This window comes from Exiguobacterium sp. s129 (assembly GCF_018617585.1).
Taxonomy (GTDB): domain Bacteria; phylum Bacillota; class Bacilli; order Exiguobacteriales; family Exiguobacteriaceae; genus Exiguobacterium; species Exiguobacterium aestuarii_A.
The window spans coordinates 259,165-284,140 of sequence record NZ_JACSKL010000001.1 but is presented as its reverse complement, the minus strand read 5'-3'; the positions used below and the strand labels follow the sequence as shown (position 1 = coordinate 284,140).

The window sequence follows — 24,976 nt, the reverse complement described above, 5'->3', positions numbered from 1 at the left end:
GCACGGTCCGCGGACCGTGCCTTGTTTGTTTATTGCATTTCAGCGGTGGATAGAAGCGAAGAGGTCAAATGAGACAAACCTTGTGTCGTCTCGTTGATGGATGAAATGGTTTCAACCATCTGTCCGAGGTCTTGTTTGTTCCGTTCAAACGAAAGGACGTATTGCCCCATTTCATCTTGAACGGTCGAGAAACCTGCTTTCACGGCGTTCAGTTGGCGCATGGCTTCATCGTTCGTCCGATGCATATGTCCCATTTGATCGAAAAGTTCGGCGATATTGGCTTCATTTTCGTTAATGAGCGCATTGATTTGACTGCTCAGTTGTTTCGCGTTCTCCGCGAGTGTGCGCACTTCGGTGGCGACGACAGCGAATCCTTTCCCGTGTTCACCCGCTCGAGCCGCTTCGATTGAGGCGTTTAGGGCGAGCAAGTTCGTTTGATTGGCGATTTGTTCGATACTTCGCGTCATGCTGACGATTTCTTGAGAACCATTTTTTAGAGCTGTGATGCGATCGAGCGAAGTGTCGACGTAAGTAGCAGACTGTTTGAATTCGACTTCCATCTGTTCGATTTGTTCGCCGTTCGTATGTGTCAACGTCATCAAGTGGCGACTCATCTTTTCCGTTTGTTCCGTTTCCGCAAGAACTTGGTGTGCGCGATTGCTTGTTTCAGACATCGCTTGCCCTGTTCGGTCCATCGTCGTAGCGACTTCTGCACTGACGCGTGAGACGTCGCTTAACAATGTGGCACGGGCCTCGTTCGCGGACTCGAGTTCATCGAGACGGGCATTGACGTATTGTTCGGTAACGATTTGAGCGTCTAAGTTCATCGCGTGTGATAACGCCAAAAGCGATTCCGTCAAAGTCGCCGGGTCATGTTGATACGTCTCGACGACTTTTGGGACAAGTAGTGTGTTAAAAGCAGAATACGTCGCAAGGAACCAGACGACAGGGACCGCGAAGTGGTGGTGAGTTTGTCCCATTCGTTTTCGCATGGCTAAGAACTTGTCATCGATGTTTCCCGTCAACAAACTGCGGAAATAATCGGCGAATACTTTCTTTAAACGTTCCCTTGTTGATGAAGCGTTTGCGATGCGAACCATTTCGGGTTGGAGCATTAAATGGTCGAGCACGCTTTCAAGTACGTCATCTAGCACGGACTCCACGAGTGGAGCCATATCTTGTAGACGCTTCACTTGAGAGGTCGTGTAACCCATATAATGAGTGCGTCCGCTCAAACTCGAGTCAGACGGTTTGGCGATTGTCTGAATGTCGGGAAAACCTGCTGAAGCAACGAAGTCCGTTAAGGTTGTCTTACGAAAAAATGCCATATTTTTATTCTCCTTTTATCTCATATCTAAATTGACGTTCTCTTCTATATCGACAGAAGTGTGAAGAAACTGAGAAGTGAATGTGTTTCGAAAAAGGTTCACCGATAAATGGATATGGGAAAGGATGATTGAAGAGCAGAATATTCAATCTTGAGTTAGGGGTGCGGACTGTGAAAAATATGGTTGTTTTGTTGACGATTGTCAGTGCGCTCAGTAGCCAAATCCTTCCCCAGATTTTGTTTTTATCCATCATGGCAGTCGAAGAAGGGGTTGGGCGTCTCATTCCATTCCTGATTTTTTATGTGGCGAGTATGTCCGGTCTTTTATTGTGGGTGTATGTCATCGGTCGACGCGGTTCAAAGGATACGTTTTTAATTGCTTCGTCTGTCCTTCTGGTCGGTCTCGTGTGTTTTGTGCTTCCATTTGATCGTGCCATTGAATGGAGCGCATTTTTGGTAGGCGTCGGCTCGATTGGAGTCGGTACCATCATGACGACGATTTTATCGCAATTGAATGAATTGAAGCCTGCTGCGAAAGCTGACTCGAATGAAGAGAGTGGCAGTTCATTACCATTAGTCCTCGCGTTAGTCGGCTGGATCGCTTTGTTCTCTTACGCATTGTCACAGTCGTACAATCTTGCCATCGCCTTATTCTTAGTGAGTCTCATTTTGCCTTGGCTATTCGTACGAAAGTTGCCCCTTCAAAAATCTGCGACATGGCAGTTTGAAACCCGTTCTTTTCTCCGCGCCTTTATCGCGGTCACCGTCTTTACGTTGATTAGTCGTCTCCTTAGTCTCTTGGAAGGAGCGCGAGGCTACATCGAAGTGTTTAGTCTGATGATTATTTTGTTAGCATATGTGGGTTGGTTGTTATTCCAAAAACGAGTTCGTGCCTTCATTGGGGCGAGTCGGACGCGCCAAGTTCAATTATTGTCATTTGTCATCGGATTGTTCGGCGGTTGGACGTTAATTGGTGCTGTGTTTGTCAGCATTGCTCTCTATTCGTTCCAAGTGTTAATGATATATGTGTTCGTTCCGTTTTTAGCCGGCGTGATTGGTTGGATCTTGTTTGGTCATATATTTGATTTTGCGAGACACCCTTATCTCGTTTTACTGATTTCATCCCTTGTGTTTTTCCTTGGTTTTCTTAATCCGCTTGCGTTCATACCGGTATTGTTCGTAAGTGGATATACACAGACGATGTATTCTAATGTGAGTCACACGTATCTATTTGGTGAGTATGGTGAAAATAAAGAGTTCGCATCATTACTTCTCCAATTATGGAAGCGATTCGGGATGGTCGTATCGTATTCGTTCTTGATGGTCGGATTATTAGCGTACGGTTTATACGTTGGACAGACCGTCAATGCGGAATTGTCATTTCAAATTCCGCGAGGATGGATGTTTGGCGTTCTGGGATTGACGTGGTTGTTCAATATCGGGTTGATCAGTGTTTATTGGTTCCGTGTTCGAGCCGAGGTCTCCAATGAATCATAATTTCCTCTAGCTTTTTCATATCGCTTTTGTTTATAATGAGGAGTGATGTTTAACTAGTGACGGAAAAGGAGTGTCCTTTAATGAATAAATCGTTGATTGATTTCGTTTATGAACTTCTCCAAGAAACTGGCGAACAGCCTGTTTCTTTTGATGAGATTCGCGAAAAGATCAAGCAAAACTATACGTTTGCGAGTGAAGAAGAAGAGCTCGAGAAAATCGCACAACTTTACACCGATTTGAACATCGACGGGTTGTTCGTCAACTTGGGAGCAAACCGTTGGGCGCTTCGCGTTTGGTACCCATTCGACAAGTCGGATGAGGATCTCGTCATCGAAGCACGTCAACGTGGTGAACTTGACGAATTCGAAGAAGAGTTCGAAGAAGCAGACGAAGGCATCGTCGATATCGAAGATGACTTGGATGTATTCGCAAAAGTAGAAGATTATGATTCATCTGAATTTGACGATGAGGACGAAGAAGAAAAAGTAGAAGGCCTTGATGACTTCAAGGATGACGACTTGGACGACGACCTCGATCTCGAAGACGAGGATGATTTATAAGAGACCGCAAAAAAGCCGGGCATCGCGCCCGGCTAGGCGTGTCTCTTTTTCTTTTTTAGTCGTTTTCACCGACTTGAAAAAAAGAAAAAATAATATCTTGACGACTGTATCGTCTCTGGCGTAAATTAGTCATGGGCTAGTTTAGCACGTAACGATACAGCAAAAGTGTCCCCCATTCACGGGGGCACTTTTGCTTTTTTTGTTTTTTCGTTTCCCGATGGTTGGTATTCAAGAGAGGAGAAAGAAACATGACAAAGTACATTTTCGTAACAGGCGGGGTAGTATCTTCGCTCGGTAAAGGGATCACGGCAGCTTCACTCGCGCGTCTACTCAAAAATCGAGGACTCAACGTCACGATTCAAAAGTTTGACCCATACATCAACATTGACCCAGGTACGATGAGCCCGTATCAACACGGAGAAGTATTCGTCACAGATGATGGTGCTGAGACTGACCTTGACCTCGGACACTATGAGCGTTTCATCGACATTAACTTGTCGCAAAACGCGAACGTCACATCAGGGCGCATTTATTCGACTGTCTTGAAGAAAGAGCGTCGTGGAGACTATAACGGTGGAACGGTTCAGGTCATTCCACATATCACAAATGAAATCAAAGACCGTGTCTTCCGTGCAGGACGTGAAACGAACGCTGATGTCGTCATTACAGAGATTGGTGGAACAGTCGGAGATATCGAATCTCTTCCGTTCATCGAAGCCATTCGCCAAGTAAAAAATGACATCGGGAAAGAGAACGTCATGTACGTTCACTGTACACTCGTTCCTTACCTTCGTGCGGCAGGTGAAATGAAGACGAAACCGACACAACACAGCGTCAAAGAGCTTCGCAGCTACGGGATTCAACCAGACATCATCGTTCTCCGTACAGAACACGATATCCCGGAAGACATGCGTGAGAAAATCGCACTCTTCTGTGATACGCGTAAAGAGGCGGTCATCGAAGCACAAGACGCATCGACGCTTTACGAAGTACCACTCAACCTTCAAAAACAAGGAATGGACCAACTCGTCAACGACTACTTCGGTTTCAACACACCGGCTGCTGACATGACGGCTTGGAAAGAGCTCGTTCACACGGTCACACACCTTGAGAAGAAAGTAAAAATCGCACTCGTCGGGAAATACGTCGAGTTGCGTGATGCTTATATCTCAGTCGCAGAGGCACTCAAGCATGCAGGTTATGCGTTCAACGCGGACATCGACATCGACTGGGTCAACGCAGAAGACGTGACAGCTGAAAATGTCTCAGACATCCTCGGCGATGCAGACGGTATCCTCGTTCCTGGTGGATTCGGAGAACGTGGGATCGAAGGGAAAATCGAAGCGACACGTTTCGCTCGTGAAAACAACGTCCCATTCTTCGGGATCTGTCTCGGGATGCAACTCGCGACGGTTGAGTTTGCCCGTAACGTCTTGAAGTTGGACGGTGCCCATACGGCTGAAATCGATCCATCGACACCGTATCCAATCATCGACCTTCTTCCAGAGCAAAAGGACATCGAAGACCTTGGCGGTACACTCCGTCTCGGACTCTACCCATGTAAACTCGAAAAAGGGACGAACGCACACGCCGCATACGATCAAGAGCTCGTATACGAGCGTCATCGTCACCGTTATGAGTTCAACAACGAGTACCGTGAAGCGTTTGAAGCAGAAGGCTTCAAGTTCTCAGGTACGAGCCCAGACGGTCGTCTCGTAGAAATCATTGAAATTCCAGAACACAAGTGGTTCGTGGCATCACAGTTCCACCCAGAATTGATTTCGCGTCCAGAGCGTCCACAACGTCTATTCCATGACTTCATCCAAGCGTCACTTGGAGAATAAGTGATTGAAAGCCACGGTCCATTGCGGATCGTGGTTTTTTCTACATCAAAAGCATGAGAGGGAAGGTGCCCTTGGCAGGATACATCCCCTTCACTTTCTGGGTACACTAGAAGTAGAACGGGGAGAGGGTGATGGCTCATGAAAGAACGACATTCGATTTATCTTGGATACGGGTTGGGGCTTGTGGCGCTCAGTCTGTTGCCGTTCGTCGTCTTGCCATCCCTCCTTTTGCCGTACCAACTCGGGTGGACGGGCATTGTCTTACTCGCACTCTCGGTCGGACTACTACGGGCGATTCGGGACGGCTCGAACGTCATCCTGAAGCAGATGTGGAAAATTACGTTTTCTCTCTTCTTAATTTTCGTTCTCGTCTATTACGTCTCGTTCGGACTTGTTCTCTATGACACATACGGATTAGATCGTCTATTAGAACAATATGAACGACAGGCGGTCTGGGTGTTCGCGGCATTCAGCTTTTTACAGCCGATTGCCTTGCCGGTCCCGGAAGCGGTCAGTGTGCCGATTGGAAGTGTAGCGCTCGGACCGTTTCGTGCCGCTTTAGTCGGGAGTATTTCGACTACACTTGGTATCTTTGTCATGTATGGGTTGGCCAGGTTCGGTCGTGAACGGATCATCCGTTGGGTCGATGAGGAGAAGTTGAAGACGTACGACCGATATGTCGAGAAGTATGGTCTTGGAATTTTGCTCGTCTTATTCATCATTCCGATTTTGCCGGACGAGGTCATCTGTCTTGCGGCCGGATTCAGTCGCGTGCCGTTCCCACGTTTCGCGGGCATCGCGTTCGGTGCAAAACTCGTCACTTCGTTCGGACTTGCCTATTCTGTCTCCATCGGACAATTGTTTATGACCGATTCGAGTCCAATTGCAATCGCTTCCGTCATGGCGAGTTTGATTGTCTTGATTCTTGCGTTCATCTGGCGCAAGCGAAAAAAAGGAGATTCGAATGGGACGCAAGAATAAGGTAATGACGATCTATAGAGAGGAAGACAAGATGCGACAAGACAATGAAGTGGTCATTCGACCGATTGAAGAACAAGACTTATCACGACTATGGGAATTGATTTATCGGGATGCGACACCGGAGTGGAAACAATGGGACGCCCCTTACTTTGAACACAAGACGATGTCCTACGAAGAGTTTCAGCAAATCGAGCAGTCGCTCATCCAAAAAGATGACATGTGGGTCATTGAAGTGGATGGAACCGTATATGGGACCGTTTCTTACTATTTCGAAGATACCGGACGAGAGTGGCTCGAGATGGGCATCATCTTGCATCAGTCCGACCGCTGGAATCGTGGTGTCGGGACGCGTGCCCTTCGTCTATGGACAGAACATTTATTTGAGACGTTACCAGTCGTCCGTGTCGGCTTGACGACATGGTCAGGAAATGAACGGATGATGCGGGTCGCTGAAAAAGTAGGTATGCAACTTGAAGGTCGAATCCGTCAAGTGCGTGTCGTTAACGAGAAGCGCTATGATTCGATTCGGATGGGTATGTTACGGGAAGAATGGATTACGCAAAAGCACCGCGGATAAAAAGTCCGCGGTGCTTTGTGTTATTTCACTTCTTGATCTTTAATCGGGAACCAACCGGCACGAGTCGTGATGGCATTCCAAAGTGGAGCGGGGACGGCGAGTTCGGCTTGTTTGTTCAAGTCGAGTTCTGTCTCGATCTCGTCTTCGCGGTCCGATTTCACTTTTTCAAGCCACTCCGGGTCGATGATGAGTTCACGACCGAGTGCGGCAAGGTCGACGACCTCGAGTGCGTCTTCGACTTGCGCCGGACACTGAAGCTGCCCGACTCCGATGAGTGGGATGGCACCATTGATTCGTTTTGCGATGCGATCAATCGAACGTTCCGTGACGTTCTCGTCACGCATAGAAGCTGTATTGAAGTTCCAGAGAGAAGCGTGAATATAATCAACGCCTTCTTCTAAAATCATATCGAGCAACACATCCGTGTCGTCGAGCGTGATGCCTGGCTCTTCGATTTCTTCTGGTGAGAAGCGATAACCGACCAAGAAGTCTTCTGCATCTACAGCTGCTTCTTTGACACGACGAATGACTTCGCGCGGGAACGTCAAACGTCCATGGACATCACCGCCGAAGCGATCTTCACGGCGATTTGAGTGCGGTGAGAAGAATTGTTGAATCAAGTAGGTGTTCGCCCCATGAATCTCGACTCCGTCAAATCCGGCTTCGATGGCGCGACGCGTCGCTTCGCCGAACGCCTCGATGATGGCTTCGACTTCTTCGGTCTCGAGGGCACGTGGTGTAGCGGCGCCTTCGCGAACAGGTGCGACGGCACTTGCACTGACGGGTTGTTCGTTCGGGACGAGTTCAGGTGGTGACATCCGTCCTGCGTGGAAAATTTGAAGGATGGCTTTTGCGCCTTCCGCTTTTAAACTTTCTGCCAATTGACGGAGACCCGGGATGAATTTGTCGTCATTGACCCCGAATGCGTTCGGGAACCCTTTCCCGTCTTCTGTCACGTACGCGCAAGCCGTGATGGCGAGCCCGACGTTTTGCGCCCGCTTCCGATAGTAGGCGAGCTCATGCTCGGATACTTCGCCCGTTGGCTCTGATGAGTAATGTGTCATCGGTGCCAACACGAGGCGGTTCGGTAATTCGACGCCATTTTTGAACTGAAAAGGTTGTAACATACGTTTCATCTGAAATCCTCCTTCAACATGATACCTTGAAGTCTAAGCTTCTCGACTCAAAAATGCGAGTCGGATGCTTGTGAAACAACACATTACAGGTTGCTCAAGCGTAAGAGATGATTGAACTCAAAAGAATAGGGTATAATACAGGAGAAAAGTTGATATTCGGTTCGAGACAATAGAGAGACCACAACAGAAGGGGGAAGCCTTGTTTTTGTTGTGGTCTCTTTTTCTATTCATTGAACCGTACTTACTATAGGAGGGAATAAGATGGAAATCAGAAATTTCTCAGCGAAAGAACGAGCGAAACGATATGAGCAACTGACAAGTGAACGTCATGACGTTCTTGTTGTCGGTGGAGGGATTACCGGAGCGGGGATTGCGCTCGATGCGTCGTCGCGTGGGATGAAGACAGCTGTCCTCGAGATGCAAGACTTTGCGGCAGGGACATCAAGTCGTTCGACGAAGCTTGTTCACGGGGGACTCCGCTATTTGAAACAATTCGAAGTGGCGCTCGTCGCAGAAGTCGGGAAAGAGCGGGCCATCGTATATGAGAACGGTCCACACGTCACGACACCGGAACAAATGCTTTTACCGATGCACAAGGGAGGCACGTTCGGTCCCTTCTCAACATCGATTGGACTCATGGTGTACGACTTCCTCGCAGGTGTTAAACGTGCAGAACGTCGCATGATGCTCAAACCAGATGAGGTCATCAAAAAGGCACCGCTCGTGAAAAAAGATGATTTGGTCGGAGGCGGTTATTACGTCGAGTACCGCACAGATGATGCACGATTGACGATTGAAGTGGCGAAAGAAGCAGCGAATCATGGTGCGCTTCTCATGAACTACGCCAAAGTGACAGGGTTGATTTACGAAAACGGCAAAGTGGCCGGTGTACACGTTGAAGACCAGATTGACGGGTCAACGTATGACGTCTATGCGAAGAAAATCATCAATGCGACAGGTCCATGGGTCGACGAGTTGCGAGAAGAAGATAACTCGAAAAAAGGGAAGCAGCTTCGCCTGACGAAAGGGATTCACTTGGTCATCGACCAGTCAAAATTCCCGCTCAAACAAGCGATTTACTTTGATACACCAGACGGTCGCATGGTCTTTGCGATTCCACGCGGAAACAAAGCATACGTCGGAACGACGGATACGTTCTTCGATAAAAACAAAGCGCATCCACGCATGACGACGGAAGACCGCGATTATATTTTAGAAGCCATTCACTATATGTTTCCAGACGTCAATGTCACAGCGGATGATGTGGAGTCGAGTTGGGCAGGTATTCGTCCGTTGATTTACGAAGAAGGAAAAGACCCTTCTGAAATTTCACGTAAGGACGAAATTTGGCAGTCAGACAGCGGCTTGATCACGATTGCCGGCGGTAAATTGACAGGGTATCGCAAGATGTCAGAAACGGTCGTCGACCTCGTCGCGAAACTGTTGAAAGAAGAAGACGGTGTCGTCTATTTGGCCAGCCGGACGAAGCATATGCCGATGTCAGGTGGTCATGTCGGCGGTTCGAAAGGCTTCAAAGACTTCCTTGAGAAGAAAACAAAAGAACTTCAAAATCATGGCTTGGACGAAAACCATGCGGAAGAACTTGTTCGTCTATACGGATCGAATATCGATCGTGTCATCGAACGGATGGACGCGAACGCATATGACCTTCCTGAAATCGTCTATGCGCAATTAGTTTACGGAATCGAAGAAGAATCAGTCGTTCGTGCCATCGACTTCTTGATTCGCCGGACAGGCGCAATGTTCTTCGATATCGACTTCGTCCGTCAATATAAAGACGGTGTCCTTCGTTGCATGGCCGATGTCTTCAAATGGTCAGATGAGCGTTTGAAAGAGGAGCGTGAAGAGGTCGAGAAGGAGATTGAAATCGCAGTCGTTCCAGTGACTGTCGAATCATAACATCCAACGCGTCACACGAGAGGTTCATTCTGAACAGGATGAACCTCTTTTTGTGGAATGGTTTCATGACTTCGGAATAACGGTATATCTCATAAGTAGTCACTCTCACGTTGAAGGAGAACTGTTTATGATACGAAAGCTCATCGCCGTCTTATTAATCGGCGTTCTATTCATAGTAGGCTGGCGCTATGTCAATCTGGATCGTCTGTTAGCCGATGTGTATTATGTCAAGGTCCCGAGCGCGGAAGTGGCGACACAGACATCGAACGGATATCGGTACGACCTCATCGGCTACGATGAAGACGGGAAGAAGCGACCGCTCGCCATTGCGACTCCCTCACTATTTGCAGAAGGGGACTTTTTGAAAGTGTATGTCAAAGAGGAAGCTCCTGAAGTGACCGATTATGAACGTGTGAACGCGCTAGAGGTACCTGCACAGTTGAAAGAAGAACAACAAGAAGATACCGAGTCATCGTTCCCTTGATTTCAAAAGATAGGCATCGCGAAAAAGAGGCGAGTTTGGTAAGGTTAAATTGTTTGATTATGGAAAATGATGAATGAAAGAAGGGACATGCATGTCACGGATGTTGATTGCAGATGACCAGGACGGAATTCGTACGATGCTCGCACAAGTGTTCACGAACATGGGTGTTGACGTGGACACGGCACAAGACGGCATCATGGCCTGGGAATTTTTAGAGCGAGAGCAATACGATTTAGTACTTCTCGATATGAACATGCCCCGTATGTTCGGTCATGAAGTGTTGCGTCGGATGAGAGAACAAGAACTAGAGACACCTGTCATGATCATGACGGCATTCGGAGAAGAAACGGTGATTGACGAGGTGCGTCGTCTCGGAATCACTGCACAATTTGAAAAGCCGTTTGATATATACGGAATGATTGAAAAAGTGAAGGAAGTCTTGAAAATTTGACGTTTCGTCACCAAGATGACATATGTAAACGCTTGCGCTAAGCCATTTCTATGCCCGAATAGCATAGGCACATGTTTTACGGTGTGTTATAATGGGAACGAATTGCACGGGGGAACTTTTCCCAAACGTGTATAATAGCGAACAGACAGGAGGATGTCATTATGCCATTAGTATCAATGACAGAAATGCTTAACAAAGCATTCGAAGGCAAGTATGCAGTCGGCCAATTCAACATCAACAACCTCGAGTGGACGCAAGCGATTCTTCGCGCTGCGGAAGACGAGAAATCACCAGTAATCCTCGGTGTATCAGAAGGTGCAGCGAAGTACATGGGTGGCTTCACAACAGTTGTCAAAATGGTTGAAGGTCTCATGCACGACTACAACATCACTGTTCCAGTTGCAATCCACCTTGACCACGGTTCTTCATTCGACAAGTGTAAAGCAGCGATCGACGCTGGATTCACATCAGTCATGATCGACGGTTCACACCACCCGATCGACGAAAACGTTGAAATGACGAAACAAGTTGTCGAGTACGCGCACGCTAAAGGCGCTTCTGTTGAGGCAGAAGTCGGTACAGTTGGCGGCGAAGAAGACGGCGTCATCGGTGGCGTACAATACGCTGACCTCGAAGAGTGTGTACGTGTTGTCAAAGAAGCGAAAGTGGATGCACTTGCTGCAGCACTCGGTTCTGTACACGGACCATACCAAGGTGAGCCGAAGCTTGGCTTCAAAGAGATGGAAGAAATCGCGAAAGCGACACAAACTCCACTCGTTCTTCACGGCGGATCAGGTATTCCTGAGCACCAAGTTAAAAAAGCAATCGAGCTCGGACACAGCAAAATCAACGTTAACACTGAGTGCCAACAAGAGTGGACTCGTGCGGTACGTGAGAAGCTTGACGCTGACTCGAAAGTATATGACCCACGTAAAGTTATCGGACCTGGGATCGAAGCGATCTACAACGTCGTAACTGGCAAAATGCGTGAGTTTGGTTCTAGCAACCAAGCATAATCCTGTTTGATTAAGTCGGTTCTCTATGAGAACCGACTTTTTGTATGTTCGACTGACATCAGGCTCTGAATCTGACAAAGGGTGTAGTAATTCACCTGTTCTTTCCTCATAATAGAGATTGTAAGCGATCACAAATTGAGGAGGAGACACATATGCGTTTTTTCATTGACACAGCAAATGTGCAAGACATCAAACAAGCCCATCAGATGGGCGTCATCGGAGGCGTGACGACGAATCCGTCGCTCGTCGCTAAAGAAGGTGTCGACTTCCATACAAGACTTCGTGAAATTTGTGAGATCGTCGGGGATCTCTCAGTCAGCGCGGAAGTTATTGCACTGGATGCAAAGGGTATGGTGGAAGAAGGAAAGGAACTTGCTGCCATTGCGCCGAATATTACGGTAAAGGTTCCGATGACACCAGCGGGGATGGAAGCGGTGAAGCAGTTGAAAGAGCTCGGGATCAAAACGAACGTGACACTCATCTTTAACGCGAACCAAGCGTTACTCGCGGCACGTGCCGGTGCTTCATATGTTTCTCCATTCATCGGACGTTTGGATGACATCGGTCAAGATGGACTCGACCTCGTCGAGACGATTGCCAACATCTTTGCGATTCATGGCATCGAGACAGAAATCATCGCGGCCTCTGTACGTCACCCGGTTCATGTGACGAAAGCCGCACTCCTCGGGGCTGACATTGCGACAGTCCCTTACAAAGTCATCGAACAGATGATGAAACATCCGCTCACAGACAAAGGCATTGAGCAGTTTTTAGCGGATTGGAACAACGCTCAATCCAAATAAGTCCGTCGTAGAAAGGTTTTGATCAGCGTGGAAATTCTCCATATCGTTGGGCAGCAAAAATTAGAAGGAATCGTTGAGATTAGCGGGGCGAAACAAAGCGCTCTCCCTTGCCTTGTGGCTGCACTTCTTACAGAGGAGTCGGTGACGATTGAAAACGTCCCGATGATTGAGGATGTAGAAGTGATGGTCAACTTGTTGAGAGAGCTAGGGGTTCAGGTCGAGCGTGAGGGCGAACAGATGACCATTCATTCGAATGAAGCTGTCGCCATGCCTCTTCTCGGCTCCGAGACGCGGAAAGTCCGTGCCGCTGTCTATTTACTCGGTGTCTTCGCCGCTCGATTCGGAAAAGGGGCGGTCGGGCTACCCGGAGGATATGCGATTGGTCCACGACCGATTGATTTACACTTGAAAGCGTTGGAACGTCTTGGCATTCATGTCGAAAATGAATCCGGGCTCTATCACGTCCGAGTCGAAGAACTCGTCGGGAATCGGATTTATTTGGACTTGCGGTCGTTCGGGGCAACTGTGAGTGCGATGCTTGCGGCGGTCTTGGCGAAAGGGACGACTGTCATCGAGAATGCGGCCTGTGACCCTGAAGTCGTCGATGTGGCAACGATGCTCACATCAATGGGCGCACACGTGAGTGGAGCGGGTACCGATGAGATTCGTATCAAAGGAGTCGAACGTTTGCATGGGTGTACCCATACGTTAATCCCGGATCGCCTCGAGGCAGGTACATTTATGATGTTCGGCGCGGTGTCGGGTAGTGTGACCGTGCAACCGGTCATTTCGACTCACCTTGAAGGGGTCATCCAAAAACTATTGGATTATGGTGCGCAGGTGGAAGTTGGCGAGGAATCGATCACAGTGACCGCCAATCAATTCTTGCCGACAGACATTCGCGTGTTCCATTATTCGGGATATCCGAGTGACTTGCAGCCGATCATGTCAGCGGCTTTGTTGAAGGCAGACGGGACGAGCGTTGTCACGGACAAGCTGTATTCCCAACGATTCCGACATATCGCCGAGATGCGCCGAATGAACGCGCAAATCACGCTAGAAGATGCGTCTGCTGTGATTCGCGGAGGAAATCAGCTCGCAAACGCAGAAATGGAATGTACAGATGCGCGAAGTGCCGCGGCACTCGTTTTATCAGCACTTCAAGCGTCTGGAGAATCGACGTTACTTCATGCAGAACGGTTGAATGATTCATACGTCGACTTTGTCGGCAAATTAAAACAACTCGGTGCGCTCGTTTGGGTGGAAGATCACACCGAGGCATAAAGGGGAGATTTCGGGTGGAACGAAGTTTATCGATGGAACTGGTCCGGGTCACAGAAGCAGCGGCACTTGCTTCAGCCCGTTGGATGGGTCGCGGTTTGAAGGTCGAGGCAGATGATGCAGCGACGACGGCGATGCGTGACGTCTTTGATACGATTCCGATGAAGGGGATTGTCGTCATCGGAGAAGGTGAGATGGACGAGGCCCCGATGCTCTACATCGGGGAAAAGGTCGGGAACGGCTATGGCTCACGTCTCGATGTCGCGGTCGACCCGTTAGAAGGAACGAACATCGTGGCGACCGGAACGTGGGGAGCGCTTGCTGTTCTCGCAGTCGCCGATGCGGGAGACCTTCTTCATGCACCGGACATGTATATGGAAAAAATCGCAGTCGGACCGGAAGCTGCCGGTCTCGTCAGTCTCGATAACTCGATTGAAGAGAACATCGAGATTGTGGCGAAGGCGAAGAAGAAAAACGTGGAAGATGTTGTTGTGACGATCTTACATCGGGACCGACATGAAGAAATCATTCAGCGGGTCCGGGCGACCGGTGCGCGAATCAAGCTGATTCCAGACGGGGATGTCGCCGCAGCCATCAACACAGCTTTCCCGAAAACAGGTGTCGACTTGCTACTCGGTTCAGGTGGGGCACCGGAAGGCGTCATCGCCGCTGTCGCGATGAAGTGTCTCGGTGGAGACTTCCAAGGACGCTTGCTCCCGGAAGACGAGGCGCAAAAACAACGTTGCCATGACATGGGCATCGAAGATACGGATCGAATCCTTCTACTCAATGACTTGGTAAAAGGCGAGGATTGTATCTTTGCGGCGACAGGTGTGACGGACGGTGAATTGTTACGTGGCGTCCAATTCACATCGCAAGGTGGGCAAACGCATTCCGTTGTCATGCGTGCCAAGTCTGGTACCGTACGCTTCGTAGAAGGGAACCACTCCCTCACGAAAAAACCGAAAATGGTCATGAAACCCGAATAACATGGAGTCGCGGATGTGTAAACGTCCGCGACTTTTTTGTGATGAAATCGTATGAAAACGGGAATGGATAGTCAGGAGGTGGGTGTGATGATTGAAGTGGAAGGACTCGTGAAGACATTCAAAGATGTTCCGGCGGTGAACGATGTTTCGTTCTCCGTGAAAGAAGGAGAGATTTTTGCATTTTTAGGACCGAACGGCGCCGGCAAATCGACGACGGTGCAAATGTTGACGACGCTCGTGCGTCCGACATCCGGAGTGGCACGGGTAAACGGATTCGATGTCGTCAAACAAGAAAAAGACGTCCGTCTGTCGATTGGGGTCGCTTTACAGGAAACCGGGATCGATAAAGTGCTGACGGGGCGTGAGTTGCTCGTCTTACAAGGGCGATTGTTTAAGATGTCAAACGAGGAGGCGCACCGTCGTGCGGATGAGTTGTTAGAAGTCGTGTCCCTGACAGATGCCGCAGATCGACGGAGTGGAACATATTCAGGTGGGATGCGGCGACGTCTTGACTTAGCCCTTACGCTCGTCCATCGCCCGACCGTATTGTTTTTAGATGAGCCGACGACGGGTCTCGATCCGGCGAGTCGGATTGAAATATGGAATGAAGTGCGCAGACTGAACCAAGAGTTTGGGACGACGATTTTTTTGACGACCCAGTACTTAGAAGAAGCGGATGAATTGGCTGACCGAATCGCGATCATCAATCACGGGAAGATCGTCAGTGAAGGAACAGCCGAAGAGCTGAAACAACTCGTCGGTGGTGAGACGATTGCGATGGATTTTTCGAACGAATCAGACGCGACGACTGCCGCCGCGCTCTTTCAGACGACGGCGAACGGGAACCATGTATCTTTCGAACTGCGTGATGTGACGCTGACCGAAATCGTTCGGTCGTTAGATGAACAAGGACTACAGCCTGAACGATTGACGGTGAAGCAACCGTCGCTCGATGATGTGTTCTTGAAAGTGACAGGCGAATCATATGAAGGAGGCGAGCTTCGTGTGGACTGAGACATGGTTATTCACGAAACGGAGTTTAGTGACGACGATTCGAAATCCGTTTTCGTTTATCCCGAACTTGATCATCTCTGTTTTCTTTTTACTCGTGTATACGAGCGGCTTATCGAGCGTTGCCTCGTTGCCTCAGTTCGAAGGAAGTGATTACTTGAACTTCATCTTACCCGTATCAATCGTCTCGGGTGCAGTCGGGGGAGCAGGGGGGACCGGACAAGCCCTTGTACGTGATATTGAGAGTGGGTATTTTGCGAGGTTATTATTGACTCCCGCGACCCGGACCGCGATCGTGCTCGGACCAATGATTGCCGGGATGTTGCAACTACTTGTTCAAACGCTACTCATCTTTGCGGTCGCATTTCTCCTCGGCCTCACGATTCCGGTCGGCGCGGTCGGGTTCTTCTTCACGGTATTACTCGCCATCGGGTTCGGCCTTGGATTTGCGGGCTATTCCGTTGGTGTAGCGCTAAAAACACGGAATGCGCAAGCGGCGCAGGCGGGTACGCTGTTGTTCTTCCCTCTCATTTTCTTATCGACGACGTTCGTTCCGAAAGAATTGATTGAGGCGGAGTGGCTGAAAGTGGCGGCGACATTCAATCCGACCACGTATATTTTTGAAGGGATGCGGGCCGTTTTGACCCAACCGGAGATTGATTGGGGTGCTCTATCGGCAGGGCTCGCGGTAGCTGGTACGATGAGTGTACTCATGATTGTCTTTGCGGCGACGAATGCGAGAGGGGCATTGAAACAAAAATAAATAAGGGAGGAGTTGGATGCAAGAACTTTCGACGATGATTCGGATTGTTTTGACAGGGGTTGGTGCGTATATATCAATCATTTTGATGTTGCGTATTTCTGGTAAACGAACGTTAGCTAAAATGAATGCATTCGACTTTATCGTGACGGTGGCGATGGGTTCTATATTAGCGACTACGTTAACGAGTCAACAAACAACATTGCTTGCAGGGTTAACGGCATTTGGAACGCTAGTCGTCTTACAATATTTGTTGGCGAAATTGTCTAAACGATTTAGAACAGTGAACCGAATGATTAAATCGGAACCGACTTTACTATTTTATAGAGGAAATTATTTGGAAAAATATTTAAGGAAAGAACGAATATTAGAAATGGAAGTCATGCAAGCGATACGTGCGAGTGGAACTCCTTTAGAACAAGTCGAGGCGGTTGTTTTGGAAACCGATGGGACTTTCTCGGTACTAAAGGATTCTCAGGATGTGATGGAACACGTAAATCAATAAAAAACGACTCGGTTCCCATGAACCGAGTCGTGATGTTGAATTAGAGGTATGATCCAGCGCCAACGTAACGTGGTGCCCAGTATCCAGAAGTGAAGCTCGCGTATTTCACGCCGCCTGTTTCTGAGTTGATCATTTGTGTTTTGCTAAGTGCCATCCCAACGTGTTGGATCGTCCCACCTGAGTGTGAGAAGAAGACGAGGTCACCAGCTTGAATCGATGACTTCGAGATTTTTTTCGCGCTTGAGTATTGCTGGCGTGAAGAACGTGGGAGTGTTTTGCCGATTGCTTTTTTGTAAACATGTCCAGTGTAGCCTGAGCAGTCAAATCCAGCAGTCGTTGTTCCACCGTAACGGTAAGGTGTACCGAGGTATTTTTTCGACTCAGCAACGAGTTTCGCACGTTTGCTTGACGATGACGTTGAAACTGTCGTCGTTGTTGAAGTTGATGTTCTCGGCTTCAAGTACGTGTACGTTGAAGAAGCTGAGATGTAACGGTGTGTACCTTTGTAGTTGATCTTATAAAATGAACCGGATTTACCAAGGTATGTATAGCGTTGACCTTTATCCATCTTCGCGACAACTTTCGATGACGTAAGTGACGGGGCAGTGCGGATGTTCAAGCCGTTGACTTTCGAGTAAGCGAACGTGCCAGTAGCGGCTTCTGCTTGTTCACCAGTTGAGAACATGAGACCCGAGAAAGCAACAGTAGCAGCGACGACGATAGATGCAATACGCTTTAACATTGTGTAATTCCCTCCGTTTTTAAAATCAAATCGTTATTATATGACAAAGTCGAGTATTTTATAGTCGAGCACAAGTTGCGAGTATTACCCGGTTTCCTGTGCAAATAAACTATATCATGCGCAAGACCGATGGCATTTTTCAATCACAAGTCAAAAAAGCGTTTTCTTGTAACAGAAATGAAACAATATGTGGATATAGCACTTATTTTGTTACAAAATCATCTTTTACTGTGTAAGGTTTTGTACAAGAGGGAAACGCATGAGCAAAAGGTGATTTTTGCACGGTGACGACACGGAGAAAATGTGATTAGATGATGACAGAACAAAAATAATCAAGTTGAATACTTCTTGTAATGAAATGTAGAAAGATAGGTGACTTGAATGAGTCAACAGACAGAACCGACAAAAAATTACACGCTTCGTGAACTCGAGACGAAGACGTTAAAAGAACTATATGAGATCGCCAAAGAAGTCAAAGTTCCAAACTTCCGAGAAGCACGGAAACGTGAACTCATGTTTCGGATTTTGAAATCTCAGGCCGAATCAAAAGATTTGTACTTCCTCGAAGGTATTCTAGAAATCATTCCACCGAATCCTCAGTCGCAAAATGACGGCGGATTTGGCTTCCTCCGACCAATCAATTACTCTCAATCTTCCGAAGACATCTACATCGCTGCTTCACAAATTCGTCGTTTCAACCTCCGAAATGGGGACCTCGTGACGGGGAAAGTCCGCAAACCAAAAGAGAACGAACGATTCCAAGGGTTGTTGAGTGTAGAGGCGGTCAACGGGGAGTCGACGGACTCGACGCGGTCACGCGATTACTTCCCGGCGCTCACTCCGATTTACCCGGAACAACAGATGGTGCTCGAGACAGAACCGAAACATCTCTCAGTACGTGTCATGGATATGATTGCGCCAGTCGGATTCGGACAACGTGGATTGATTGTCGCACCACCAAAAGCGGGGAAAACCTCGCTCTTAAAAGAGATTGCGAACTCGATCACGACGAATCATCCAAACGTCGAACTGATCATTCTGTTGATCGATGAGCGACCAGAGGAAGTGACCGACATCCAACGTTCTGTCCCGGATGCGGACGTGGCCTTCTCGACGTTTGATGAGACACCGGAAAACCATGCGCGCATTTCAGAACTCGTCCTCGAACGGGCGATGCGTCTCGTGGAACATAAGAAAGACGTGGTCATCTTACTTGATTCGATCACACGATTGACGCGTGCGTATAACCTATCCGTTCCACCGAGCGGACGAACACTCTCTGGGGGGATCGACCCGGCAGCGTTCCACAAACCGAAAAAATTCTTCGGGGCGGCCCGGAATATAGAAGACGGGGGTAGCTTGACGATTCTTGCGACCGCACTCGTCGATACCGGTTCACGAATGGATGACGTCATCTATGAGGAATTCAAAGGAACGGGGAACATGGAGCTCCATCTTGATCGGAAATTGGCGGAACGCCGCATCTTCCCGGCAATCGACATTCGTCGTTCGGGGACGCGGAAAGAAGAGCTGTTACTCGGCAAGGACGAACTCGACTCGCTATGGACGATTCGTCGTACGATGAACGAGTCTCCGGACTTCGTGGAACACTTCTTACGCCGTGTCCGTGAGACGAAAACGAACCTCGACTTTTTCGCTGCGTTAGAGGCAGATAAGAAAAAAAGACGACCGGTGAAAAAAACGAAAACAGACTTGTAAATCCTATAGTAGGGTGATATTATATTCTAGTGAACTTTCTCTAGGTTGAAAGAATACTTAGGGCCGAAGGAGTTGAAAAGCAATGAAACAAGGAATCCACCCAGAATACCGTAAAGTCGTATTCATGGACTCGACGACAGAATTCAAATTCATCACTGGTTCAACTCGTTACTCTAACGAGACAATCACGATGGAAGATGGAAACGAGTACCCACTCATCCGTGTCGATGTATCTTCTGATTCGCACCCGTTCTACACAGGTCGCCAGAAATTCGCATCTGCAGATGGTCGTATCGAGCGCTTCAACAAGAAATACCAACGTTAATCGTAAAGTTGTATGCTCACCGCCTAGGGATTGCCCTTGGCGGTTTTTTGTTGCATAGACGCGGGTAAAGAGACAAAAGACTGTCGTTAGGGGGCCGTTATGGAACTTATACTCATCAGTATCAGCTTGTTAATCGGGGTCGGCATCATGTCACAGTGGTTGGCATGGCGCTATCAAATTCCGGCAATCATCATTATGACGCTCGCCGGGGTGTTGGCAGGTCCGATTCTTGGGCTGTTTGATCCGCGTGAACTACTAGGGGATTTATATAGTCCCATCATTTCGTTTGCGGTCGCCATCATCTTATTCGAAGGAAGTCTCGGGCTTCACTTCAGCGAGATCAATCAATTCCGACGGTCAATTGTTCGCATCGTCACGGTCGGAGTCGCCCTGGCGTTCGTCGGGATGTCGCTACTCATCCAGCACGTCGGAGGGTTGCATTGGGTCGTTGCGTGGACGATGGGAGCACTCTTCGTCGTGACGGGTCCGACTGTTGTCATCCCGTTATTGCGACAGGCTCACTTGAAAGATCGTGTCGGAGCGATTTTGAAGTGGGAAGGAATTATCGTGGATCCGGTCGGGGCACTGCTTGGACTCTTCGTCGTCCGACTTGGATACATCGTATATGAAGGAATGGACTTATGGATGCAGCTCTTGTTTGCCGGTGCTTGTATTGTCGGGATCGGACTCGGGTATTTGTTCGGACATCTCCTCATGGGATGGTTTGTCGCGGAGAAAGTACCACGTTATCTACGTGCCTCGGTCACATTGACGGCCGTCCTCATCTTATTTTCGCTCAGCGAGCTCATGATGCACGAAGTCGGTCTTCTCGCCGTGACGGCGATGGGGATGACGATGGCCAATACGAAACATCGGGACGAAGAGATTATCGAAGAACTGCAATCGTTTAAAGAAGACATTTCAATTTTGCTCATTTCGTCCGTCTTCATCTTATTGACGGCGTCGCTTTCACGCGCCGAGCTTTTAAATATCTTCCAATGGCCACTGCTCTTGACGATTGCCGGGATTCTCTTCTTGGTTCGTCCGGTTGCGATTTACTTGTCGACGATTGGTGGAGGACTGCCGCTAGCGGAACGAGGGTTCATCGGTTGGATTGCACCGCGCGGAATCGTCGCGATGACGGTCGCTGGATTCTTTGCTGAAGAAGTCGCACATCTCGGGATTGACGATGCGAAGCAAATGTTACCGCTCACGCTCGGACTCGTCTTCATTTCCGTAACGTTACACGGTCTCACGATCCGACCGCTCGCACGTAAATTAAAATTAATTGATGTGCAAAAAGAAGCGAAAGCCGACGAGTAAAGGGCGGATTCACTTCTAAGAAAATTTGGAAGAAGTCAACCCTTTTCCTCAACTCGAAAGATAGGTATAATCGGAAAGCGATTATCGATGGAGAGGGCGAAGAACAATGATGCATGTGACGAACCGATACGGTTGGATTGAAGTGATTTGTGGGAGTATGTTTTCAGGGAAGTCGGAGGAATTGATTCGCCGTGTCCGCCGCGCTCACTATGGAAAGATTCCGGTCCAAGTGTTCAAACCAGCAATCGACGACCGGTATCATGAAGAGAACGTCGTCTCACATACGGGCAACTCGGTCGTGGCGGTACCCGTCGCATCGAGCCAAGACTTATACGATGCCGTGCGGGAAGAAACGCAAGTCATCGCGATTGATGAGGTACAATTCTTTGACGAAGGCATCGTCGATGTCATCGAACAGCTCGCGAACGAGGACAAACGCGTGATCTGTGCCGGGCTCGATATGGACTTTCGAGGTGAACCGTTCACGATGATGCCTGAACTGTTGTCGCGTGCGGAGTTTGTGACGAAACTGCAGGCGATCTGCTTGTCATGTGGCGCACCGGCTTCACGGACGCAACGATTGATTGACGGACAGCCGGCTCGTTATGAAGATCCGGTCATCTTGGTCGGCGCTTCGGAGTCGTACGAACCGCGATGCCGTCATTGCCATGACGTACCGAATAAACCACATCCGGTCCGCCATACGGTGGTAGACTGATGAATCAACGGACCGCCCTCGGCGGTCCGTTTTTTTGCTATAATAGATAGAGTTTGATTTGACGGAGAAAGGACGGATCATCATGTTTGACCGTTTAAGTGTATTAGAAGATCGCTATATGCAATTGAATGAAATGCTCGCCGACCCAGAAGTGCTCAGCGACTCGACGAAGTTGAGACAATATTCGAAAGAACAGGCGCAGTTAGAAGAGACGGTACAGATGTATCGTCAATATAAAGAGAAGAGCGAGGCGTTCAAAGAAGCGAAGGCAATGCTCGAAGACCGGACGCTCGATGCCGACATGCGCGAGCTTGCTAAAGAAGAGATGAATCTCTTGGAGCCGGAAGTGAAAGAGCTTGAAGCGAAGTTGCGGATTTTGTTGCTTCCGAAAGACCCGAACGATGATAAGAATGTTATCGTCGAAGTCCGAGGCGCGGCAGGTGGAGACGAGGCAGCCCTTTTCGCGGGCGATTTATACAAGATGTACACGCGATTCGCCGAGCGTCAAAACTGGAAAGTTGAACTGATTGACGCGAACTATACGGAGCTCGGTGGGTTCAAAGAAGTCACGTTCATGATTAACGGGGCAGGTGCTTACTCGAAGCTCAAGTTTGAGAACGGGGCGCATCGTGTACAACGCGTCCCGTCGACGGAGTCGGGAGGGCGAATCCATACGTCTACGGCAACGGTTGCCGTCTTGCCTGAAGCGGAAGATGTCGAGGTGCATATCGATATGAAAGATGTACGTGTCGATACGTTCACTTCGTCAGGTCCAGGAGGACAGTCCGTCAACACGACGCAGTCCGCCGTCCGTTTGACACACATCCCGTCCGGTCTCGTCGTCTCGTGTCAGGATGAGAAGTCACAACATAAAAACAAAGACAAGGCGATGAAGGTGCTTCGGGCACGTCTGTATGACAAGATGCAAAGCGAGCATATGGAAGAACTGTCGGCACAGCGGAAATCCGCTGTCGGGACAGGGGACCGCTCTGAACGGATTCGCACGTATAACTTTCCACAAAGTCGTGTCACCGATCACCGTATCGGATTGACGCTCCAGAAGTTAGATCGTGTATTAGCGGGTGAACTCGAGGATATCATTGACGCCCTCATCATGGATGAACAGGCACGTCTCATGGAGGATGCGGAATGATGCGTGTCGCTGCGCTACTTAAGCAGACAGAAGAGCGGCTTCAAAAGGCCGGGCGTGACCGTGCGGCTGCCGAATGGTGGCTCATGCACGTGCTTGATGTCGACCGAACAGGTCTCCTCGTTCGATTGTCGGATGAACTATCCGCGGATGAATCGGAACGGTTCGAAGCCGGAATCGAGCGTCTATTGACTGGAGAACCCGTACAACACGTGATCGGACAGGCACCGTTTTATGGTCGCTCGTTCGAAGTGAATCGGGACGTCTTGATCCCGAGACCGGAAACAGAAGAGTTGATTGACTGGCTTCTCGGGCAAATTCGTCACGTAGCAGACGATGAAATCGTGGACATCGGAACAGGGAGCGGGGCGATTGCAATCACGCTCAGTTTAGAACTCGGTGTCCGGGTACAGACGGTCGACATTTCCCCGAAAGCGATTGTAGTCGCGAAACGGAATGCGGAAGCGCTCGGTGCGAATGTTCGCTTCTATGAAGGGGACGGACTCGCCCCGATTGCCGATCAATCGATTCGGATTCTCGTCTCGAACCCACCATATATCGAGGCCAACGTGTTATTAGATGAAACGGTTGTCGGCTATGAACCGCATCTCGCACTCTTTGGCGGAGCGGATGGACTCGACATGTATCGCCAACTGATTTCAGAGTCAGTGCGCGTCTTACGTGCCGATTGGCAATTGATTGCGTTTGAAATCGGGTATAACCAAGGACAAGATGTGAAATCATTACTGTCTGAACGTTATCCTGAAGCAGAAACGGGTATTTTAAAAGATATAAACGGCAAGGACCGTATCGTCTATGCCGTAAGGGAAGGGATTGCGTATGGAAACGAAATGGATTAAATCGAATGAGATTGAAGAGGGGGTACGTCTTCTTCAAGCGGGTGAAATCATCGCCATGCCGACAGAAACGGTCTATGGTCTCGCAGGGGACGCCATGAATGATGTGGCGATTCGCAAGATTTTCGAGGCGAAGGGCCGACCGTCGGATAACCCACTCATCGTCCATATCGCTTCAATCGAACAAACGAAACTGTTTGTCGATTCGATTCCTTCTGTTGCCATGCGCTTGATGGATGCGTTTTGGCCAGGCGCTTTGACGATCATCTTGCCTTCAAACGGCCGAGCCTCATCGCTCGTGACCGCAGGACTGGATTCCATCGGACTTCGGATGCCGAATCATTCGGCGGCACTTGAGTTGATTCGCGAGTCAGGCTTAGGGCTTGCGGCACCAAGTGCGAACCGTTCCGGGCGTCCGTCTCCGACGACCGCTCAACATGTGGCTGACGATTTGGCCGGGCGGATTGCGGGGATTGTCGATGGAGGTCCAACTGGAATCGGCGTCGAGTCAACCGTCATCGATTGTACGGGGGACACGGTGACGATTTTACGACCGGGTGGCGTGACGCGAGAAGAAATCGAAGCTGTCATCGGACCGGTCGCCTTAGATGCCAATTTGAGTGATGACAAAGCCGCACCACGATCACCGGGAATGAAATACACGCATTATGCCCCAACGGCGCCCGTCTTTTTAGTCGATGGCACACGTGAAGATTTACAACGTGTCATTGAGGAGCGGAAGCAAACAGGGTTGCGGATCGGTGCACTCGTATTCGATGAAGAGCCGACAATGGCTGATGTCACCTATTCCCTCGGTACTTCGATGGAAATGGCGGCGCAACGTTTATACGATGCCCTTCGTCGATTTGATGAAACGGACGTCGATGAGATTTATGTGAACAAGATTGAACCGGTCGGGGTCGCCTTAGCCGTCTATAACCGCTTGTACAAAGCGGCGGGAGGGAAGGTCGTTCACCCGACGAAAGATGCCTAAAGACAT

General features: G+C 49.1%; 25 protein-coding genes. 22 read left to right on the top strand and 3 right to left on the bottom strand.

Annotation, left to right across the window (positions count from 1 at the left end; genetic code table 11):
* Nucleotides 1-29: 29 nt before the first annotated feature.
* A complete protein-coding gene (locus tag KNO92_RS01315; RefSeq protein ID WP_214694594.1) occupies nt 30-1,328 on the bottom strand; it encodes a globin-coupled sensor protein in 1,299 nt (432 codons plus the stop codon).
* Between the two features lie 179 nt (nt 1,329-1,507).
* Between KNO92_RS01315 and KNO92_RS01310 the strand changes: the two genes are divergently transcribed.
* From KNO92_RS01310 to KNO92_RS01290, 5 genes are all read left to right on the top strand, one after another.
* Complete coding sequence (locus KNO92_RS01310; RefSeq protein ID WP_251127045.1) at nt 1,508-2,824, top strand: hypothetical protein; 1,317 nt, start codon at nt 1,508-1,510, stop codon at nt 2,822-2,824.
* Between the two features lie 80 nt (nt 2,825-2,904).
* Entirely contained in the window at nt 2,905-3,384 is a 480-nt protein-coding gene (rpoE, locus tag KNO92_RS01305) for a DNA-directed RNA polymerase subunit delta (protein ID WP_012727404.1), read from the top strand.
* 248 nt (nt 3,385-3,632) lie between these two features.
* A complete protein-coding gene (locus tag KNO92_RS01300) occupies nt 3,633-5,228 on the top strand; it encodes a CTP synthase (protein WP_214694590.1) in 1,596 nt (531 codons plus the stop codon).
* Nucleotides 5,229-5,366: 138 nt separating this feature from the next.
* Nucleotides 5,367-6,209, top strand: a complete 843-nt coding sequence (locus tag KNO92_RS01295; protein WP_214694588.1) for a TVP38/TMEM64 family protein — start codon at nt 5,367-5,369, stop codon at nt 6,207-6,209.
* A 31-nt stretch (nt 6,210-6,240) separates the two neighbouring features.
* Entirely contained in the window at nt 6,241-6,786 is a 546-nt protein-coding gene (locus tag KNO92_RS01290) for a GNAT family N-acetyltransferase (RefSeq protein ID WP_214695123.1), read from the top strand.
* 20 nt (nt 6,787-6,806) lie between these two features.
* Here the strand turns inward: KNO92_RS01290 and KNO92_RS01285 are convergent, their stop codons facing one another.
* The gene (locus KNO92_RS01285; protein WP_214694586.1) at nt 6,807-7,922 is read right to left on the bottom strand and encodes an NADH-dependent flavin oxidoreductase; all 1,116 of its coding nucleotides are present in this window, start codon (nt 7,920-7,922) and stop codon (nt 6,807-6,809) included.
* 261 nt (nt 7,923-8,183) lie between these two features.
* Between KNO92_RS01285 and KNO92_RS01280 the strand changes: the two genes are divergently transcribed.
* The 10 genes from KNO92_RS01280 (at nt 8,184) to KNO92_RS01235 (ending at nt 17,142) form a co-directional block, all read left to right on the top strand.
* Nucleotides 8,184-9,842, top strand: coding sequence for a glycerol-3-phosphate dehydrogenase/oxidase (locus KNO92_RS01280; RefSeq protein WP_214694584.1), 1,659 nt, complete (start codon nt 8,184-8,186; stop codon nt 9,840-9,842).
* A gap of 127 nt (nt 9,843-9,969) precedes the next feature.
* Nucleotides 9,970-10,326, top strand: a complete 357-nt coding sequence (locus tag KNO92_RS01275; protein ID WP_214694582.1) for a DUF1093 domain-containing protein — start codon at nt 9,970-9,972, stop codon at nt 10,324-10,326.
* Between the two features lie 91 nt (nt 10,327-10,417).
* Nucleotides 10,418-10,777: a response regulator gene (locus tag KNO92_RS01270; RefSeq protein ID WP_214694580.1), complete on the top strand. Its 360-nt coding sequence runs from the start codon at nt 10,418-10,420 to the stop codon at nt 10,775-10,777.
* Nucleotides 10,778-10,938: 161 nt separating this feature from the next.
* Nucleotides 10,939-11,793 (top strand): class II fructose-1,6-bisphosphate aldolase, encoded by an 855-nt coding sequence (gene fba / locus KNO92_RS01265; protein ID WP_214694578.1) that lies wholly within the window; start codon nt 10,939-10,941, stop codon nt 11,791-11,793.
* Nucleotides 11,794-11,945: 152 nt separating this feature from the next.
* Entirely contained in the window at nt 11,946-12,596 is a 651-nt protein-coding gene (fsa, locus tag KNO92_RS01260) for a fructose-6-phosphate aldolase (RefSeq protein WP_214759779.1), read from the top strand.
* Between the two features lie 27 nt (nt 12,597-12,623).
* Nucleotides 12,624-13,880 carry a UDP-N-acetylglucosamine 1-carboxyvinyltransferase gene (murA, locus tag KNO92_RS01255; protein ID WP_214694574.1) on the top strand — a complete coding sequence of 419 codons (1,257 nt, stop codon included), beginning with the start codon at nt 12,624-12,626 and terminating at the stop codon, nt 13,878-13,880.
* A 14-nt stretch (nt 13,881-13,894) separates the two neighbouring features.
* On the top strand, nt 13,895-14,866 hold the full coding sequence (glpX, locus tag KNO92_RS01250; protein ID WP_074035838.1) for a class II fructose-bisphosphatase: 972 nt from the start codon (nt 13,895-13,897) through the stop codon (nt 14,864-14,866).
* An 87-nt stretch (nt 14,867-14,953) separates the two neighbouring features.
* Nucleotides 14,954-15,880, top strand: a complete 927-nt coding sequence (locus KNO92_RS01245; protein ID WP_214694572.1) for an ATP-binding cassette domain-containing protein — start codon at nt 14,954-14,956, stop codon at nt 15,878-15,880.
* Nucleotides 15,870-16,640 carry an ABC transporter permease gene (locus tag KNO92_RS01240; protein ID WP_012727390.1) on the top strand — a complete coding sequence of 257 codons (771 nt, stop codon included), beginning with the start codon at nt 15,870-15,872 and terminating at the stop codon, nt 16,638-16,640. Before KNO92_RS01245 ends, KNO92_RS01240 begins: the two co-directional genes overlap by 11 nt.
* A gap of 16 nt (nt 16,641-16,656) precedes the next feature.
* Nucleotides 16,657-17,142, top strand: coding sequence for a DUF421 domain-containing protein (locus tag KNO92_RS01235; RefSeq protein WP_214694570.1), 486 nt, complete (start codon nt 16,657-16,659; stop codon nt 17,140-17,142).
* Nucleotides 17,143-17,182: 40 nt separating this feature from the next.
* Here the strand turns inward: KNO92_RS01235 and KNO92_RS01230 are convergent, their stop codons facing one another.
* Entirely contained in the window at nt 17,183-17,884 is a 702-nt protein-coding gene (locus KNO92_RS01230; RefSeq protein WP_074035842.1) for a C40 family peptidase, read from the bottom strand.
* A 381-nt stretch (nt 17,885-18,265) separates the two neighbouring features.
* Between KNO92_RS01230 and rho the strand changes: the two genes are divergently transcribed.
* From rho to KNO92_RS01195, 7 genes are all read left to right on the top strand, one after another.
* Nucleotides 18,266-19,603, top strand: a complete 1,338-nt coding sequence (gene rho / locus KNO92_RS01225; RefSeq protein ID WP_074035844.1) for a transcription termination factor Rho — start codon at nt 18,266-18,268, stop codon at nt 19,601-19,603.
* An 82-nt stretch (nt 19,604-19,685) separates the two neighbouring features.
* Nucleotides 19,686-19,928: a type B 50S ribosomal protein L31 gene (locus KNO92_RS01220; RefSeq protein WP_012727387.1), complete on the top strand. Its 243-nt coding sequence runs from the start codon at nt 19,686-19,688 to the stop codon at nt 19,926-19,928.
* Nucleotides 19,929-20,027: 99 nt separating this feature from the next.
* Nucleotides 20,028-21,251 (top strand): cation:proton antiporter, encoded by a 1,224-nt coding sequence (locus KNO92_RS01215; RefSeq protein ID WP_214694568.1) that lies wholly within the window; start codon nt 20,028-20,030, stop codon nt 21,249-21,251.
* Between the two features lie 106 nt (nt 21,252-21,357).
* Nucleotides 21,358-21,969 carry a thymidine kinase gene (locus tag KNO92_RS01210; RefSeq protein ID WP_214694566.1) on the top strand — a complete coding sequence of 204 codons (612 nt, stop codon included), beginning with the start codon at nt 21,358-21,360 and terminating at the stop codon, nt 21,967-21,969.
* Between the two features lie 82 nt (nt 21,970-22,051).
* The gene (gene prfA, locus KNO92_RS01205) at nt 22,052-23,122 is read left to right on the top strand and encodes a peptide chain release factor 1 (protein ID WP_074036532.1); all 1,071 of its coding nucleotides are present in this window, start codon (nt 22,052-22,054) and stop codon (nt 23,120-23,122) included.
* The gene (gene prmC / locus KNO92_RS01200) at nt 23,119-23,979 is read left to right on the top strand and encodes a peptide chain release factor N(5)-glutamine methyltransferase (protein ID WP_483297444.1); all 861 of its coding nucleotides are present in this window, start codon (nt 23,119-23,121) and stop codon (nt 23,977-23,979) included. Before prfA ends, prmC begins: the two co-directional genes overlap by 4 nt.
* A complete protein-coding gene (locus tag KNO92_RS01195) occupies nt 23,960-24,970 on the top strand; it encodes an L-threonylcarbamoyladenylate synthase (RefSeq protein ID WP_214694563.1) in 1,011 nt (336 codons plus the stop codon). The genes prmC and KNO92_RS01195 overlap by 20 nt, the downstream gene beginning before the upstream one ends.
* The last annotated feature ends 6 nt before the right edge of the window (nt 24,971-24,976 follow it).